The following is an 18277-nucleotide window of genomic DNA, read 5'->3' as shown; positions in this document are numbered from 1 at the left end:
ACTAGCAACTTATACTTTGCCTACTGTGAAATAACCCTAAGCCTAGCGAGACTCTAATGGGTAAGAGCGGTAACTCCACATGCCATAAGTTCTAAGAGCGTCACGGTAAATACCTAGCAGCTCACCGCTGCTCGCTTTCTTAAGATCTTCTAACGGCTTATCTGGGTAAGAAACCGTATCAAAGGTGATGCCCTGAGGGCCAGTTTGCCAGCTAGCAATTTCAAACAGAGTTTGACCACGACGAACATGGCTTGCCGAGCTAATAATGGTCGCATGTTTAATATCATGACGAGCAAGCGCATAGCTACTGAACAAGGCATTGCCTACCGTGCTGGTCGCGTAGTTCTCTTCAATGATGCGGTCTTTGCTTACCCCTTTTGAGATAAGCCAATCCGCCATTAACTTGCCTTCTGTCTTATGGTTCTTAGGCACGCCGCCGGTTAACACGATCATCGCGTCTGGGTTAGCTTTCGACATTGCTAATGTCGTTTCAAGACGTTCAATCAAGATTTCATGCATAGAACCATCAGGGTTAAGCGCATAGCCCAAAGTAACGATGGCACCGTGGTCGCTCAACAGTCCCTTATCTGCAGACTCTTTAAGCGGTGTTTCTAACACGCGGTCGACTGTAGCAAAGATACGTTTGATGTCTTCTGCTTTGCCTTTATTCAGGCTTTCCAGCTTCTCCATATGCTTATTCGATTCACTGTCATTGCCTTCAAATCGCTGCCAAACCGCTAGATACGCATGAAGGTCGACATCGTCTGGCGCAACCGTCAGTGCTTGTTCAAACAACTCAATAGCGCGCTCTGCGTTCTTGTTGTAGATCTGAGCGTTCGCTGCCGAGATCAACAAGTCAGTACGGTAAGGTTCTAGCTGGTACGCTTCTAACAATCGGTTAGTCACAATTTCCATGTTGCTTGGCATTTTTGCCGTGAAGCCCGCGTGAGAAATTCTTGCCGGAGACTTAAACGCCTGCAACGCATCAAGAAGTAATTGGTCGACAACTTGTCGCTTAGTCACCAACTGCGCGTAATCGGCAGAGGCTTGTACTGCGCCATCGTTAGCAGCAAAAGAATAAGGTGTTGCGCCAAAAGCGAGCATGCCACCAAGAGCGAGGGCGATAATGTTCTTTTTCATGGAAAGATCCTGTGTCGTTAAGTGTTCACATCAGATTTGCTCACCAATGTAAGTCCCTAAGATTAAAAAACTGTGAACCACACCAGAATCTCCGAGGTTAATATTCATTTGTTGCATAAGGTGTGGCAACAGATCACGATTTTGAACTTACCAATAAGCCTGTGTATCGAGATAATTTTGGTTTAAAGGGAAATTCATCGGTAATTTTGGAATATCTAACTGAGGATTACATACGCCCTATTCCGCAGAAACCACCCATAACAAAGCCAAACTCCACATAAAACGACGAATCAAAAAGCTGCTTTAAGCTGATTTAAGCTCCTTTTTTCAGCAACTTAAAATCCAGCACACTGAATTGTTCGATGCTAATTCTCCCCCCTGATAACGAAGTTCTAAACGTATGGCTTCTAAATACGAATCGACGTATTTTCAAACAATTTGAAATCAACTATTGAACGACCGTTCAAGTGGTGCTTTAATGAATTACCAATACAAGGAGTTACCCCATGCTTAAGTTTTATTTTCACCAAACACCCAACCCAATGAAGATCGCTCTGTTTCTAGAAGAGACAGGCCTAGATTTTGAACTCGTTCCTGTTGATACCTTAAAGGGTGAGCAGCACACTCCGGAATATCGTTTGATTAACCCGAACGGTAAAACACCAGCCATTGAAGACGATGGGCAACGCGTGTTCGATTCAAACGCTATCCTTTTGTACCTATCAGAGAAAACAGGCAAGCTTGGTGGACAACCAGAAGACAGAGCCGAACTGCTCTCTTGGATGATGTTTATCGCCAGCGGACTTGGTCCATACTCTGGGCAGTCTGTACACTTCCGTCATGCAGCGCCAGCAGGCCTAGACTACGCTGTGAACCGTTACCTACGTGAAGCACAACGTCATTACGAAGTGTTAGAAAAGCATATGGAAGGTCGTGAATTTATCGTCGGAAATGAGTACACCATTGTCGATGTCGCTGCATGGGGTTGGATTGATAAAGCACCAGTCGTGCTTGGTGAAGAAGGCTTAGAACCTTACCCGAACTTGAAGCGCTGGTTTAACGTAATCAACACTCGCCCAGCGGCACTACGTGCCCGCAAGATTGGTAACGGCATTGAGTTTAAAACCGAACGTGATGAAGAGGCAAAACGAGCACTCTTTCCTTCGAATTATGCGAAGTAGAAAAATGGAAAGTTAACGCTCTACTGAGTGATAGCTAGAACTCAAACATAAAGAGCCGCTAAAAAGCGGCTCTTTATGTTCAAATCTATTGAAACGTCACAATTTTATAATCCACTTATCCAAAACACATTTCTGGACAAAAGCTTCTTGGCTGAAATGACTTAGTTGCATCAAGATCAGGTATGAAAAAGTATCTTGAAACCATAGTCTCTTGTTATCTTTCCCGCGCACACATGTTACATAAACTAAGCCATGCATACTTTACCTTTGCTTTTAGTTTCGACTCAGTATTGAACATGACCTCCATACCCATTACTTTGGTTTTTCCTGTCATGTTCACAGTCAAAATATCTTTGCATACTTGCCTGTGATATCCATGAGAAGTTTGAGCGGAAAACAAAAGTTTGGATATATCCTCGGTAATAACACCACCTTTAATCCAAATGTCAGTATGCCCGTTAGCAGCAAACTCCCACACTTCATTTTTCGAGAATACTCGATCAGATTCCGATAATGCTTCCCGGTATTCAGGTGGTTGACCATTCTCTTTTTCTACCATGTACGATAACTTTTTATAACATGATATTGAGCTGATGGTTACTGGATAAGATTTTCGATTTCGTACAACAATAATATAGTCACTATGTGATTGTCTTTTATGAACGACTACACGCTCAATTCTCAATGCAGGCTGTGCATTTTTATACCAACTAATCAATACAGTCAGTATTGCGACAAAAGCTGCCGTAGAGCTTAAAGCATCTACTATATATTTATAATTTTCCATTATTCCACCAAGGAAATGCTAACTTCCTGTTAAGGGGTGAGCAACGCAATACCGAAGCCGCCGCATACCACCTTAACCACTAAAAACAACGCATAGTGAAAATGCCACGCGTTGCGAATCCCTCTTGAACAGTTTGTTGAACTCTTTTTTAGTCACAAATTGCTTAAACCTTTATGCTCTTTTCTAAGACTGTTAACCATTAAATCAAAAACCTCGGGTATTTCAGTGACCTCAATATATGGCGCGATATAGGTTGTCGAGCGACTACCCAAAGCAAACTTAGATACTTTTTCAGAAAAACGTATATGACTATAAAAAATCTCAAAGTAAAACCCTAAAAGTATCATGCTGATGGAGCTGTAAAATTGCCCTCTAACTTCATATTTCCTAGGGAATGGTGAAACAACAAAATTTCTGAGATGACTTTCGTCAACCCCCCCATCTGTTGTATCAATCAATCTCTGCACAATGACAGTACATGAATTCTTTGAAACATTATCCTGCCTAACCAAACTAGATCGAATTAGCTCTAAAAAACGTGGGGCAACTTGAATTGTTTTATAGTTTTCATGCTCTGAAACAGCACCCCGCCAGAAGATAGACAACACGAAGCTTTTAAATCTTAGAGAGTCGATATCGGAAAAATGGACGCCGTCCTCATGTCGAATAACTTTTCCAACCTTTCCTCTTAATAAGTTCAAACCATATTGATCATAGGTAATGTTTAACTTTACCTCACATCCACTACACAACTGGTCAGTAGCCCAACTGTCCTGGGACTTTCTATTGGGGATTAACTCACCAGAAGAAAGTTCGATAGCCTGACCATTCCCTTGTTTAAATAAAGATCTAAATACTGAATCAGGTATTGCATGTGAATTACATAACTCAGACTTACAAAGGCACAGCTGACATTTTTTCAATGAATACCTCCTGAGTGCTAAAAGCTATATTAGACAGAATAATTCTGTACTTAAATATAGAATTATTCTGTCTAGTATCTTAATGACGTAAACGATACATATTTTTTAATATAAATAACAATGATTTAAGTTCTTCAGTTCTGTACCTGCACATGATAGCTTCATGCGCTTTAAACACACTTTGGGGCAATTTCGAGTTTGAAAATACTAACTATAACGGTTCCGGACAGGAACAAGTTAGATCATTGACTCTACAAAGCCGTATTCAGATAAATAGCGTTATACCTCAGAACAAATTCAGGCTTGTTCGGTATCCAGAATAGGTGCAGGCCGCACAACACCTATTCTTATTAGTTAGGTATGATAATCTAACTCGATGGTCTTAGATAAGAAAAATACTAAACATTTGTTTACCCAACTTTTTCCAAATCTTCTTCAGGGTCTATTAAGTGAGGGTAGAACTGCATTAGATCAGAATCTTCCATAAACATTCGACGCCAGAATGCATGGTACGGGAAGTCTGGTTGCACCATTCTCTCAAGCCGATCCGCAGCATATTCTTTCTCTTTTCGGCCAGCTTCATAATCTAGTAAAATGTCATTGTATTTCATGAACCTTGTACAATACCGAACCAATTCGTTCCGAAGTTGAGCTTTGGTTATTTTTCTATAACCAGTGTTATCTTTATTGAAGCAATCTCTCAGCAAAGCTGCGGTGTTTTCTGCCTCTGGTGACTCGAATCCTTGATTCACTTCAACTACTACAGGTTTAGATTTTCTTGTTGGTAGTTCGCAAATTATCGCGCTGAAAACGTCCGCTTTTGTGCAATCCAACAATTTAGCGTCTTTAGCTGTTTTTATGCTATTACAACGACGGCATGCATAAAACAGGTTGTCCCAGTCAGTAGCTAAGCGTTTCGGATCTAGAGATTGTGGTACAAAATGCTCCACTTCTGGTGCAGAAGGCCATTTGGATTCACACAAGTAACATTTGCCGTAAAATATATCTCTAAGTTTAAGAACAACGTCTTCAGAGTCGTATTTTTTTATCAACCCAGCTGGAGCGACTTTGGGCCTTTTTACTTTGAACATAAGCCTACTCCTTTTCATTAAGATCGGTAGTTGTAGACTTAGTTTCCATAGCCATTAATTCAACATTTTGTCGGTCATTAGTCGGTTCACTTTTTCTGTACTCCCTCAAGAGTCTCTTTCCTTTCGATACAAACAATTGGGCTTCACCACTCAAATTAGCTTCATGTGGACTGAGTCGTTCGAGTAATTTAGCCACTGTTTCTGGGTTTGGAGCGCCTAGTTCGATTTCGTCCGAGAGATCATCCATTATATCTTCTAGTGTCAGAGAATTAGCCGTAACTCCAAGTAAACCTTCTAGTATTGCTTCATATGAATACGCGGATAGATTTTCCAGCTGCTCTAGAAGTGATAGGTCATACACAACAACGTCTTTAATAGATTGGACTACAAATGGCGAATGGGTTGTCACAATGAACTGTACTTTAGGGAATGCTTCTACAAAGAAGGCAAGGATTTTGCGTTGCAACGATACATGGAGATGAGCATCGATTTCGTCAATAAGGACGATACCCTCAAGCTCTCCTGCAGAGATACTCTTAAGTTCTACCTTCATCAGCAAATCAGCGTAGATACTCATTATTGCCGAAAAACCAGACGACAATTGGTCGAACCTAAAAGGTGTCTTTGAAGGCTGCTCTATGAAATAGGATTCTTCCTCACGATTATATCTTAAACATAGTTTATCATCTTCAAACAACTCTCTGAGGTCTTCTTGGACTTTCGAGAACCAACTGTCAATACGGTCGGCATCTGATTGTTCTTCGCAAGAGCCATCAACCTTAATATCGTTAGAAAGCCTTTTCATAGCTACCAAGTATTGCTCAAAGACTGTACCAAAGTCTGCCGATAGGGGTGTGTTTACTTTCGAGTCTAACAGTGCTTTCAAACTTGGTTTTTGTTGGAGAATTTGGATCTGAGATTGTCTAGTTGCTTGATAAAAGCCAAAAAGAAACGTTTTTTCATTATAGCCCTCAATATAAGATGTCTGATCGCTCAAAAGTAAATCTACTTTTTGAGCAACCTCCATTTCATCATGGAGCTCTTTGACTCGTTTTTTGAAATATGGGTAGTTGGGGTCTGTCGTGGTAAGACTTTGAAGCTGACGCTCACTTTGTTGATAGTCTTCATATAAGACTTGGTATGACTTTCTATTTTGAACGTCAGCTATCCGTACTAAAGCATCATTAAGTTGTTCTAAAAACTTGGTCTTTCCACACTCATTAGCACCCGTGATAATTATGTTCTTGCCTTTAGGTTCTATTCTTACTGAGTTGTTACTATGAGTTAACTTTACGTGTATATCTTGGATTTGTTTGGTCATTATTTTAGCCAGTCAACTAGGTATTAAAATAATATAACTCAGACACTTAGAGAAGAAACAACAAAATTTAAAAATCTATATGTGGTATTTTACGATGCTCACAAATTAACTACTATTGAATGAGATTGTGTTTAATCTTGACGCATACTTTCTCATTAGATTTTCAGTTGCAAATTATAATGTAAAGGATGCGCATGAGTCTTCGCTCTAACTAAAAATGGGGCAATAATGTGTTAGGTAAACGTCTAACATTGAAACAACTCATACGCCTTATTTTACCCACCTTTATCAAGGGATTTGATTGGGTGGTGTAGGCAGCCCATCAAAAATTTCTTTATAAGTGCCAAACAAAAAAGAGCCGCTAAAAAGCGGCTCTTGATTTTCAAACTATTCGAACTCGTTCAGATTACTCTTTACCGAATACGTTGTTCTCTTGCTCTTGTACACGGATGAAAGTCGTACGCTTAGTTAGCTCTTTAAGCTTTGCTGCGCCTACGTATGTACAAGTTGAACGTACACCACCAAGGATGTCAGAAATTGTGTTGTGAACTGAACCGCGGTATGGAAGTAAAACAGTTTTACCTTCCGCAGCACGGTACTTAGCAACACCACCTGAGTGCTTGTCCATAGCCGACTGAGACGACATGCCGTAGAACTTAACGAAAACAAGTAATATTACATAAAATCAACGATTTACTCTAATATTGGTGTATATAAAAACAGTAGCAAGTGGCGATTTATACCCATAAATAACGCTGTTTTGCAATGAATGCCGCCATTTTTGCCGCCACTTTTTATTGGACTTTATTCGCTCTGTTATCCCAGCATCACTTGTAAACAAAAAACCAGCGTTGAATCCATCAACACTGGCCTTTGTTTAGCTAGACCGATAGATAATTAGTCTACAAAATATGGCAGTTGTTCTTCAGTCAAGCCACTATCTCGAGCAAAAGCACCATGCCTTGTAACATTGCTTACATTCCAGTTGCTTAAGTCCGCACTAAAGCTAACATTTCTGTCAAACATGCGCTCCATCCCAACGACTTTCGATACGTCCCACTTACTTATGTCTTGATTGAATCCATAAGATCTAAACCGGAAAGCAAACATTTGATCCATATTGATTACATTTGACACATCCCAATCACCGATATCTCGTTTAAATGCCAAGTTCTCTTCGAACATCCTAGACATATCGGTCACACTAGATGTATCCCAGCGACCAATATCTTGTTCAAAGTACATGTTCTTCCCAAACATTGCGCTCATAGTGGTTACATTCGAGGTATCCCAATAACCTATCTTTTGATTAAAGTTTTTTGTACGATAGAACATCCATGACATATCCTTCACTTTGGAAGTATCCCAATAACCTATATCTTGATTGAAAGATGACAAAGCGAACATCTGATGCATACTAATCACATTTGATGTATCCCAATAGCCTATGTCTTGATTAAAAGCATCTGCGGCAAAAAACATTTCACTCATACGAGTCACACTTGCCGTATCCCAATTACCAATATCCTTGTTAAACTCGTTTGCCCTTCTAAACATACTACTCATGTCAGTCACACTCGAAACATCCCAAGAACCGATGTCTTGGTTGAATTCACTTGCACCAGAAAACATGCCACTCATATTGGTCACACTCGAAACATCCCAAGAACCGATATCTGCATTAAACGATTTACGCTCCAGAAATACGTACGTCATATCCGTCACCTGTGTGGTGCAAAACCGAATTTGTCCTCTCTCAAGATAATCCAACATAGTCTTATCTCGAATAAGTGCATTATCGACCACCACATAAACTTGACCATTTTCAAGCATCACGGAGTTAACAGGTTGGTCAGGGCACTTTACTGAGATATCAGCAGCAAAAGCAGTTTGGCTAGCAAGCGCGGTGGCGCCCACGAGAAGTGAGGTTATGGTTCTTTTCATTGTATTTTCCTAGGGTTGAATAGACGTTATTGCGTAAAAGTTGGAAAACTATCTTCAGACAGGCCACTGCCTTTTGCGAAGTCGATATGGCGTGAGACGCGCTTGACGTTCCAGTAGGTTAAGTCTTGGTCAAAGCGCTTAGCGCCAGAGAACATGCGATCCATATTGGTAACACGGGAGGTATCCCAGCGGCTGATGTCCTGATTGAAGTATTGGTCTTTAGAAAACAGGTCACTCATGTCTGTTACGTGAGTGGTGCAGAGCTGAATGTTGCCATCCAGAAAGTTTTGCCAGTAGTCAGAATTGCGAATGAGTGCGTCATTGACGACCACAAACAATTCATCTTCTTGAACCATGACGGTTCCTGGTTTATTTGATTCGCAAGTCACCGTTTCAGGCTCACTAGCAAAGGTGTGGCTACAAGTCAGCAGCGCACAGGCGGTAATAATCGAACGTAAATTCATAGTTAAAATCATGATTTAATTAAAATAAGTTCGAAATAATACAGAAAGATCGCTGGTTCTTTTCACTTTTTCAGATGGAGAATCCCCCTAAATATATAAATTGAGTCCCTCCCCTAGAAAATAACCCCAATTAATAACAATTACGTTATTAATCAGATTAAAGAATCAATGGGGTTAATCGCACGTTAAGTTTGGAGCTATCCGATCCATGACCACGAATGCCACTTTCTTGCACTGGGGCTTGGGTTGTTGATGACCCAGCTACAACACCGCTATGCGTGTGGCTGGCTAGCGTGTCCGCTAGTTCTTTCACTACCTGCATAAGTTCAGACAGCAAAATCAGCACGTTCTCTTCTTTTGAACCAATCCATGTTTTGGGTGCTTGTAACCATTGGTGTTCTGCAGCAATGCTTCGGCGTACTTTTCCAATCGTCTCCACCAATTCGCCCGCGGTCGCGGTCTGCATGTTACCCAAGCTGCCGAGAACGATGTCATCACCTGCAATTAGGTTAATGGCGCCTAGTGCTTCAATAAGCTTTTTGCCGATCACTTCTTCAATGCTGTGCTCATCTACCAAAATATGGATCTGACCAAATTCCCCCCGGTAACGTTCTGCTTGATCATGCTTTTCAAATGCTCGTTGGTTTTGTGTTTGGTCGGTCTTCTGGGTTGTATTTCCTGCTGCATCAATTCGGGTGCTTACCTCTTCACGTTGCTGCTGCAGTTGCTCACCGGGCTCTATTGACGGCAACGCATATTCACGACCATAAATACCACGAATGATAGGTCTGTCATTGCGGCCATAGGCGAAAGCGATTTCAACCAATGTTCCCTCTAAAGGGTAAGACAGCAATCCAGATTCATGTCCACTCATGTGAACAGGCAATGGAATCGAACGATAGACAGGCACGTTTATGTCTGGGTTTAAGTTCTCATCGAGCACCTGAACATCTATTGCAAACCTTGGGCGGAATGGGTCAGCAACTTGCCCGGCTGTCGCGGTGTCTCTCACTACCTCAACACGGCCAAACTTAGGCAAATGAAAACCTGCTGCCAACTCTGGGAAGTTCTGCAGCGTTTCACGTTTCTTGGGTGGTACCTCGGATTGTTCAGCCTTCCAATAAGCGGTCATTTCGTCTTGAATTAAATCAACTCGATTGACGCGCTTGTCGTTCATGGCTCTGCCCGGTCTAAGCATTGGGAATGGTACAAAAGTGACACTGTTACCACTTTCACGACTGGTGAACTCTTCCGGTAGTACCATCGGTTTATTGTGGAAGTGACTATTTTGATGCGAACCGAAGTAAACCACCTGATCAGTATGTTGAAACCAAACACAATCAGGAATAGAGAACGCCTTGGCGACTTGTTCTAAACATTGATAGCCCGTTCCCTGGCTAACAAAGTTTGGAATGGTTGTTTTGATGTAATCCGCATCAGGCAAGCTGAACTCAAGCCCTGTTAAACCTGAAAGGGTGTCGAACACCTGCTCTGCGGTTGGATGCTCTAAGCTGACAGCCCAACGTCAGCATGACGATGCGCTATGCCCACTTCGCACCTGATCACCTATCTGAAGCAATTATCCATAACCCTCTTTCTAACTTGTAACCTGTCGCCACAAGTTTTTTTGCTCGGCTGTCGCCACTTGCCAAATTTCAGGTAAAAAAAGAGCCACTCTAAAGTGGCTCAATTCTTAAAATTTTAAACAAGTGTTTTAAACGTTATTCTTTACCGAATACGTTGTTCTCTTGCTCTTGTACACGGATGAAAGTCGTACGCTTAGTTAGCTCTTTAAGCTTTGCTGCGCCTACGTATGTACAAGTTGAACGTACACCACCAAGGATATCTGAAATTGTGTTGTGAACTGAACCACGGTATGGAAGTAAAACAGTTTTACCTTCCGCAGCACGGTACTTAGCAACACCACCTGAGTGCTTGTCCATAGCCGACTGCGAAGACATGCCGTAGAACTTCATGTATTGCTTACCGTCTTGCTCTACTACTTCACCGCCTGACTCAGAGTGACCAGCTAGCATGCCGCCTAGCATTACGAAGTCAGCACCGCCGCCGAACGCTTTAGATACATCACCCGCACATGAACAGCCACCGTCACCGATGATCATGCCGCCAAGGCCGTGTGCTGCGTCGCCACACTCGATGATTGCAGAAAGTTGAGGGTAACCTACGCCTGTTTTAACACGTGTAGTACAAACAGAACCTGGGCCGATACCAACCTTAACGATGTCTGCGCCCGCTAGGATTAGCTCTTCAACCATGTCACCCGTTACAACGTTACCCGCAGAGATAACTTTAGTTGGGAATTCCGCACGTACTTTCTGCACGAACTCAACAAGGTGCTCTGAGTAGCCGTTAGCGATATCAATACAGATAAATACAAACTCTTCGCTAAGCGCCATGATCTTCTTAACTTTCTCGAACTCAGCTTCAGACGTACCTGTTGATACAAAAACGTTGTTCAGAGTTTTCTTGTCTGCTGTTTTAGCAAACTCAGCCCACTGCTCTACTGTGTAGTGCTTGTGTACTGCAGTCATAACACCGTGCTCTGCTAGAGCAGCTGCCATTTCAAAGCTTGCTACCGAATCCATGTTAGCTGCAATTACTGGAGTACCAGACCATTGACGACCGCTATGCTTGAATGTAAAATCGCGGGTTAATTCAACTTGAGAACGGCTTTTAAGGGTAGAACGCTTCGGACGGAAGAGTACATCTTTGAAACCTAACTTAAGTTCTTGTTCGATACGCATGGTGTTTTCCTTGATTCATAAAATTATGTGTCTCTCGCGAAATGCGTAGTAAAACCGTTGGCAGACGAGTTTACTTTTCTTCGGACACAAAAAAACCGGAGCGTTGGCAGACGCTCCGGTTTTCAGCATTATAGGTCGTGATTTAGTAACAGCAAGTCTGATATTTCATTTTTTTTTGTGCTATCCTCTCGAAGATTCCATATCTGGTAAAAGCTCCCAAGTAACACTTCCCTACTAAATTCTTACTAATTAATAACTTAGCGAACCAATTACGCAAACGCTGTCGGTTTATTGCGCAATCGTTTTCCTCCCTTTTTTACGTAATATCCCCCTCACAAAGCAAATATGTGAAGAAAGTGCCTCGAAATCACATAAAAACCACACTTTTCTCCAACAAAAAAATGCCTTTTTTCTTAAATAAATTCGATTTTTTTCTAATTTTTATCGGTTTTTGACCAAATTGGGCAGTCTCGTGACGTTTCTGTTTTGCGGTCACTTGGAAAAGTAGAGTGAAAACGACTCAATCTAGAGGCCAATACTCACTTGGGTTTGATAATTCAGCCCTCGTACTCCATTAAATGAAGCTTTCAAACTCAAACTTTATAAATCCAGTTTCGATTAACCCGTAGCATTGCCGCGCCGAAAGCACGTTTCGTGGCTGCCCTTTCGTTCATGTAACCTGGAACATTCAGTAAAGCGCATAGAAAAAGCGGATTGGTTTGTGTGAAAAGCTAGGGGAAAGATTAGATTTGAAGAATAAAAAACAAAAAAAATGGCTAAGGTAATTAACCTTAGCCATTTTTATTCGATGTTTTGAATTGTTCTGTACAAGCTATTGAGTATCGAATTAAGACTGGTGCTAATTCTTTTGAGCGCTTAACGCTTCTGCCGTCGCATCTTGAATCGACAAGAACAATGAAGTGATTTGTCCAGTAGGCGAACGCATCGGGTTTAGCGTCACGTTCTGGTACATGAAATCAGCTTGTTGAGTAACAGGGCGAACATTACGGCACTTGAACAGGTAAGGTCTTTGTGGCCATGTAATAAAGCTGCGACAACCTAAATCATAGACTGGCTTGGTTTTCAGCCTAAACCACTCTTCTGGGATTTCAGGGAATAACTCAAAGATCGACTTACCGATAGCATCATGTGATTGCTTACCGCTATGGTGAGTCATGAAGCCATTCCAAACTTGCACCTCAAAATCGCGATTAATAACCACCAGCCCCATATCGACGTTCTGAACCATGTCCACCATCCAGTGGAACTGTTCAAATTCAGCAGGAAGATTCAACATATTAAAACTCCTCCATTAGGTAGGCCAATTTATTATCTAGAAGTGGCAAAGATTCATCAACAAACATGAATAGGAGGTCACAACGAATTGAAGTGCCGTCTATGTTATAGCTGACTTCGAAAGTCATCGTTTTCTTGAATGAGCCGCCGGTATTTTCAATAACGGAATCGATTGAGATGTGTTGACCCAGCAACACCGGAGAGCTCTGGAAGAAACGAACTTCTGACTGCTCCCCTAACCCGTTCAGGAATGAACCCACAAGGATGTTAGATACATCCATCAACAGCTCTAATTCTTCTAACTGTTCGCTTTCTGTTGGCACCTTCATGAGCTTTTTAAGATCGCTCACACTGGAATCACTCAGCAAAACTAACGCTTCACCTGCAATACCTTCTCCGCTAAAGCCTTGGCAAACACCCGACACTTGGTCGTTGTCTGCTAAGTCACGAAGTGCCATGTGCAATTCACTCACTTCCAAAATATTCACGTTCGGTAGTGGTAAATGGACAAATACATCAAAATGGCGCGCTAGTGCATCGGCGGCGCGGCCAATTGCTACGTTCGCCACTTCCATGTAGATATCGCGTCTGCGTAGTATTGGAAGATCTAAAGCGGTAGGAGTAACCACCTGAGGCTGCGTTGGCGGCTCAACAAGTTCACGTAAAATGCCTTTTAACGCTTCTTTATCGATCGGTTTTTGTAAAAACGCTTTAGCACCGAGGTCCATGACCCTCTGCTGCGCTTTTGGCTGGATGTCACCGGAAACAACGACAACAGGTGTGTTATCACCTAAGCGTTGCATCTCTTCCAATGTGCCATAGCCATCTAGCTCTGGCATGGTCAAGTCGAGGAACATCAGTTTAAACTGGTTTTGAGCTAACTCTTCAAGTGCATTAAGCCCATGAACAGCAAAAGTTATATCTGCATTTAGAGAACTAGGCAGTGATCGAGCCATCTGCTTCCTTGCTAATGCAGAATCATCACATATAAGAACTGGGAACGACATAAATGCACCACCGACAAATTAAAGCTAATTTCGAGGAGTGTAACAGATCATTATCGTATCAGGTACGGGGTGAATGAATTTATATGTAGATTATTAGTCAGATTGATGGGAAAAGCGGATATTCGATTATCTCTGATTATTCTTTATGAAAAACAATATGCTACAGAGATAGTAACAAGCCTTTTTATAAAGTAATTGCACTATTTCATGAAATGACCGCGACAATTTATAGAATAACAGCCTTAATAAGTAGCCTACTAAGGCTCGACTTGCCGATTCACGCAACAGCCATACATGTTGAACGTCTATACGTGTTGATCGCCTACTACGCGTTTATCAGGTTGACGTTTTTATCCGTTTTACATAATGAGTACAAGGGAGCTAAAACTGATATGTAGGCCATAGAATCAGTAATGCGAAACGAATAACCACAGCAAACACCAGTAAAGCGATGCCCAGACGGTACCATTTGTATTCCGCAATATTCATTGGGATACGCTTATAAAACATAGTAATCACGCCTTTCCAATCACTACTGCGTCTTCCGTACTGCATCATGCTCGTCAAAACAAACAGAGCGCCAAGTACTAGCATTCCTTTCTCAGCCCAAAACAATCCAACTTCCATTTGCATTTTCCTTGATAAAACGATGAGCGACCTAAATCATTCTAGCCACCTTTGCTTACGGTTTCTGTAAGACCAAGGTCTAAATTACGAAGTACGCAATTCAGGGCTTTTAGCTTATAGCTTATAGCTTATAGCTTATAGCCCATTGTTGGTAATTAGAAACTGGTAACTGGTCATTGATAGTTCTTGGTCAGCATTACAAAGTTTATCGTTCAAGGTTCCGTGGTAAAAGCGAGCATCACAAGCAGATCACGAATAAGCATGAGTCGAGAGATCCGGAGACTTACTGTTCTTTTGAATGACACGCATCAGCTGGATAAGCAGCAGAATACCTGTCACACCTAAACCAACACCGATTCCACCCCAGATCCCTGCCAATTCAAACTTAGACATCAAATACCAAGCCGCTGGCAAACCAAATACCCAGTAGCCAATGGCTGTCATTACGGTTGGCATTGAGACAATCTTCATCCCTCTCAACAGGTTAATGGCCAGTAACTGCCAGGCGTCTACAATAAAGCACAACGCAACCACCCAAATAACAGAGGCCAATAGCGAAGTCATTGCGCCCGTACCATCGTCTAACTTGAAGATAGACGCGATCATTTCTGGCCAGATGATGAACACGGCAGACAAGGCTACACTCAACACAGACACCAAGATAAAGCTTAGAATCGAGGTTCTTTTGATGCCTTCGTAGTTACCCGCACCGAAATCACGGCCAACCAAAATCGCCGCAGCTTGTGAGAAACCGAAATTGAAGTTCCAAGTAAAGCTTAAGCATTGCAGTAGGATTTGGTGCAGTGCTAGAGAAGCAATACTGATCGTCCCCGCCATCAGAGTTCCGCCGTATATCAAGCCATGTTCAAGTAATGCAGCGAGCCCAATAGGCAAACCCATCATCAATAAAGGGCTCATTAATTTGATTGAATACTCTTCTGTGTTTAACCAAGGGGCGAACTGCTTAAACTCGTCACGCTTGAATACCCAAACCGTGTATCCAAGCATCACGATAAAGGCCGCGATAGCCGTACCTAGCCCTAAACCGGTTAAACCCATGTCTAATTGGAAAGTTAAGAAGTAGCTCACTGGCACATTCAGAATTACGGTGATGATAGACATCACCAGAATAGAGCGCACATTACCAAACGCACTGGTTAATCCACGCAGTACCAACAAAATAAGCGAAGGCAGCATCACCCATTTCAAGGCATGCACATATTCCATTGCTAAAGTAATCACTTCTTGGGGCTGTTTTGCTGCCTCTAATACCAACGGAGCAAACCAAAAGCTGGCCATTAAGGTCACACTCAACACAAATGCCAACATTGTTGCGCCTTTAACGGCTAATCTAATTTGTGTGTTACCAAACTCAGGACGAGCCACTCGCTGACCGTAAGCGATCGCAATCAAGTTCGCGACACAACCCACGGTGCTGCTCGCAATAATAAAGATGAAAAAGTAGATAGAGGCGCCTAGGCCACCAGCCGCAAGGGCTGACACACTGATACGCGACATCATCCAAACATCAGTAAGGACTAACGCCATAGAGATCAGCTGTGAAATGATCAAAGGGAATGCGAGTGTGAGTATTTTTTTCATGAGCGCCTCAGGTAATTTCGCCCAAAATACGATCGATGAGGCTGGCGTTCAATTGATAAATTTGCGACTCTAACATTCCATAAACTCATGCGAACGAATTATGACCCCATATCCTAGCTTGCCATCATCCCATAATGGCTTAAAAGCCTTCGAAGCTGCTGCAAGGCTGATGAGCTTTACGTTGGCCGCCGATGAACTGCATGTGACACAAAGTGCGATCAGCCGTCAGATTAAACAGCTTGAAGATGAGTTAAACGCATCATTGGTTATTCGTAAGCATCGAGCGATTGAACTAACAGAACAAGGTCACGATTTGTATGTGGCTTTACGTGAAAGCTATGCCAATGTCGAAACGGTTATTGCTTCTTGGGGCGAGCCAAAGCAGAAACGTATTGTGATCAAAGCGACCTTGAGTTTCGCGACGCGCGTATTGATCTCTAAAGTCCGGGAATTAAACGAGCGTTATCAAGATTATGAAATCGTCATTGTGCCTGTGATTGAGGAAGACGAATCGATCAACAGCAGCGAATATGACCTACTGATCTTTCACACGCGCTTCAAAAAACGCTATGACAAGGCACCTAACATCACCTTCTTGCGTGAAGAGTTTATGGCGCCAGTCTGTTCGACTAGTTTAACGAACAAAGATACTGACCTCGATTCGATATTAACCTTACCAAGGCTCCACCCGACCTTAGATCATCACGACTGGAAAGTGTGGCTGGCTGATGTCGAGTTCCCACCGAAAAAGCCCGTTAGAAATACCAGCTTCTTGTCTTTGGATATGGCACTCAGTGCTTGCTTGTCGGGTGAAGGGGTCACGGTGACGGATTTACTGTTGGTTTTGCAGGATCTACAACGGGGCTTCTTGTACTGCCCTAAGGATGCAAAGATTCAACACAGTGCTTGGACTTACTTCATGCACCAGCGTACACACACGCCTATCATCAATGACCTTATTGAATGGCTGAGGGAAGAGACAGCCAAAGAGATCGAGTTGCTGAAATCACTCGCACAGCAATATCAATGGTTTGGTGTAATAGAGCAAGACAAAGGCTTTGGTCGACTCTCTTAAATTAAGCTATGATTCCCCTTCCCTCACCCGATTGATATTTTTATGCCTTCTTTCTCTGTTTCAATGATCCCTGTTGGGGTTAGGTTCATGATCCTCTCCGCTTTTGGATTCGCACTGATGTCTGCTTGTGTGAAATACATCAGCAACTACGGGATACCTGTCTTTGAAATCGTTGCAGCAAGGGCTTTGGTGTCTTTGGTCATCAGCTATATCGATGTGAAACGAAAAGGCATTTCGATCTGGGGCAATAACAAACCTTTGTTGTTTGTTCGTGGTGCTGTCGGTACTGCGGCGTTGATGTGTGTTTACTACGCTGTCACCACCTTGCCATTAGCAGAAGCAACCATTCTACAATACGTACATCCCGTGTTTACCGCGTTGCTTGGCGTGTTGTTCTTAAAAGAGCGCGTGCAAAAGTCGACCATGATCTGCATTGCATTCTGCCTCGCGGGATTGTTGGTGATGGTACAACCAAGCATGAACAGTGGCGTAAACAGCGAGTTACCCATGTTCAGCATTATGGTGGCGTTATTGGGCGCGTTTGGTAGCTCAATTGCTTATGTAATTGTGAGAAAGCTTAGCCAAACTGAAGATAGCTCAGTGATCATCTTCTATTTCCCGCTGGTTGCTCTTCCAATCTCAACAGCCCTGATCTGGAACGACTTTGTATGGCCGAGCTTATTCTTAACCGTTATGTTGGTTCTGGTCGGGATTTTCACTCAGATAGGCCAATACGGTTTAACCAAAGCGATGCAAACTCAAGCTGCCGGTAAAGCTTCGGCTTACTCATACGTTCAAATCGTATTCTCAGCGCTGTTAGGCGTGTGGATCTTCAATGAGATTCCATCCGTTTGGACTTACCTAGGTGGTGGCCTGATCGTAACAGGTGCCTTGATCAATGTGTTTGGCAAACAACTGTTAGTACCGTTTAAAGCTAAGTAAGCGACTAAGCGACTAGCAGAGTAAAGATCAGTTAGCCAACCAGCTAATAGATATAAAAAGGGCATTGCGGAATATTCCATAATGCCCTTTTCTGTGAGTCTTCCTAGCCCCC

General features: G+C 42.6%; 16 protein-coding genes and 2 pseudogenes. 4 read left to right on the top strand and 14 right to left on the bottom strand.

The annotated features are described in order from the left end of the window. Positions 1-42 precede the first annotated feature (42 nt). A complete protein-coding gene (locus MED222_RS20700) occupies positions 43-1140 on the bottom strand; it encodes a YdcF family protein (RefSeq protein WP_009844828.1) in 1098 nt (365 codons plus the stop codon). Positions 1141-1646: 506 nt separating this feature from the next. On the opposite strand from MED222_RS20700, the gene MED222_RS20705 reads away from it, so the two are divergent. Then, positions 1647-2321 (top strand): glutathione S-transferase family protein, encoded by a 675-nt coding sequence (locus tag MED222_RS20705; RefSeq protein WP_009844827.1) that lies wholly within the window; start codon positions 1647-1649, stop codon positions 2319-2321. A 214-nt stretch (positions 2322-2535) separates the two neighbouring features. Here MED222_RS20705 and MED222_RS20710 read toward each other — a convergent pair whose 3' ends face one another. The 8 genes and pseudogenes from MED222_RS20710 to MED222_RS20745 all read right to left on the bottom strand — a co-directional run bounded on the left by MED222_RS20710 (position 2536) and on the right by MED222_RS20745 (position 10337). Then, on the bottom strand, positions 2536-3108 hold the full coding sequence (locus MED222_RS20710) for a hypothetical protein (RefSeq protein ID WP_009844826.1): 573 nt from the start codon (positions 3106-3108) through the stop codon (positions 2536-2538). A gap of 152 nt (positions 3109-3260) precedes the next feature. Continuing rightward, positions 3261-4031, bottom strand: coding sequence for a hypothetical protein (locus tag MED222_RS20715; protein ID WP_009844825.1), 771 nt, complete (start codon positions 4029-4031; stop codon positions 3261-3263). A 410-nt stretch (positions 4032-4441) separates the two neighbouring features. Further along, positions 4442-5122 (bottom strand): HNH endonuclease, encoded by a 681-nt coding sequence (locus MED222_RS20720; RefSeq protein ID WP_009844824.1) that lies wholly within the window; start codon positions 5120-5122, stop codon positions 4442-4444. Between the two features lie 4 nt (positions 5123-5126). After that, on the bottom strand, positions 5127-6443 hold the full coding sequence (locus MED222_RS20725; protein WP_009844823.1) for an AAA family ATPase: 1317 nt from the start codon (positions 6441-6443) through the stop codon (positions 5127-5129). A gap of 406 nt (positions 6444-6849) precedes the next feature. After that, positions 6850-7107 (bottom strand): annotated as a pseudogene (locus MED222_RS20730) (IMP dehydrogenase); the annotation flags it as partial. Between the two features lie 233 nt (positions 7108-7340). After that, a complete protein-coding gene (locus MED222_RS20735; RefSeq protein ID WP_009844821.1) occupies positions 7341-8387 on the bottom strand; it encodes a BspA family leucine-rich repeat surface protein in 1047 nt (348 codons plus the stop codon). A 26-nt stretch (positions 8388-8413) separates the two neighbouring features. Further along, a complete protein-coding gene (locus MED222_RS20740) occupies positions 8414-8851 on the bottom strand; it encodes a BspA family leucine-rich repeat surface protein (protein ID WP_032554998.1) in 438 nt (145 codons plus the stop codon). A gap of 157 nt (positions 8852-9008) precedes the next feature. After that, positions 9009-10337: a hypothetical protein gene (locus tag MED222_RS20745; protein WP_009844819.1), complete on the bottom strand. Its 1329-nt coding sequence runs from the start codon at positions 10335-10337 to the stop codon at positions 9009-9011. A 35-nt stretch (positions 10338-10372) separates the two neighbouring features. Between MED222_RS20745 and MED222_RS22765 the strand changes: the two are divergent. After that, positions 10373-10459: pseudogene (locus tag MED222_RS22765) on the top strand (integrase); the annotation flags it as partial. 113 nt (positions 10460-10572) lie between these two features. Here the strand turns inward: MED222_RS22765 and MED222_RS20750 are convergent. The 5 genes from MED222_RS20750 to MED222_RS20770 form a co-directional block, all read right to left on the bottom strand. Beyond that, complete coding sequence (locus tag MED222_RS20750) at positions 10573-11616, bottom strand: GMP reductase (protein ID WP_009844818.1); 1044 nt, start codon at positions 11614-11616, stop codon at positions 10573-10575. Positions 11617-12475: 859 nt separating this feature from the next. Continuing rightward, positions 12476-12913: a PAS domain-containing protein gene (locus tag MED222_RS20755; protein ID WP_009844817.1), complete on the bottom strand. Its 438-nt coding sequence runs from the start codon at positions 12911-12913 to the stop codon at positions 12476-12478. Position 12914: 1 nt separating this feature from the next. After that, positions 12915-13919, bottom strand: coding sequence for a response regulator (locus MED222_RS20760; RefSeq protein WP_012600962.1), 1005 nt, complete (start codon positions 13917-13919; stop codon positions 12915-12917). 381 nt (positions 13920-14300) lie between these two features. Next, on the bottom strand, positions 14301-14546 hold the full coding sequence (locus MED222_RS20765) for a hypothetical protein (RefSeq protein ID WP_009844815.1): 246 nt from the start codon (positions 14544-14546) through the stop codon (positions 14301-14303). 249 nt (positions 14547-14795) lie between these two features. Continuing rightward, a complete protein-coding gene (locus tag MED222_RS20770; protein WP_009844814.1) occupies positions 14796-16148 on the bottom strand; it encodes an MATE family efflux transporter in 1353 nt (450 codons plus the stop codon). A 100-nt stretch (positions 16149-16248) separates the two neighbouring features. Between MED222_RS20770 and MED222_RS20775 the strand changes: the two genes are divergently transcribed. Beyond that, positions 16249-17223: a LysR family transcriptional regulator gene (locus MED222_RS20775; RefSeq protein ID WP_009844813.1), complete on the top strand. Its 975-nt coding sequence runs from the start codon at positions 16249-16251 to the stop codon at positions 17221-17223. A 42-nt stretch (positions 17224-17265) separates the two neighbouring features. Beyond that, positions 17266-18165 (top strand): DMT family transporter, encoded by a 900-nt coding sequence (locus MED222_RS20780; protein WP_009844812.1) that lies wholly within the window; start codon positions 17266-17268, stop codon positions 18163-18165. Positions 18166-18277 lie beyond the last annotated feature (112 nt).

It is taken from the genome of Vibrio sp. MED222 (assembly GCF_000153005.1).
Taxonomy (GTDB): Bacteria; Pseudomonadota; Gammaproteobacteria; order Enterobacterales; family Vibrionaceae; genus Vibrio; species Vibrio tasmaniensis_A.
Note: the sequence above shows the minus strand (reverse complement) of the source record. Positions and strands in the feature narration are given on the sequence as shown.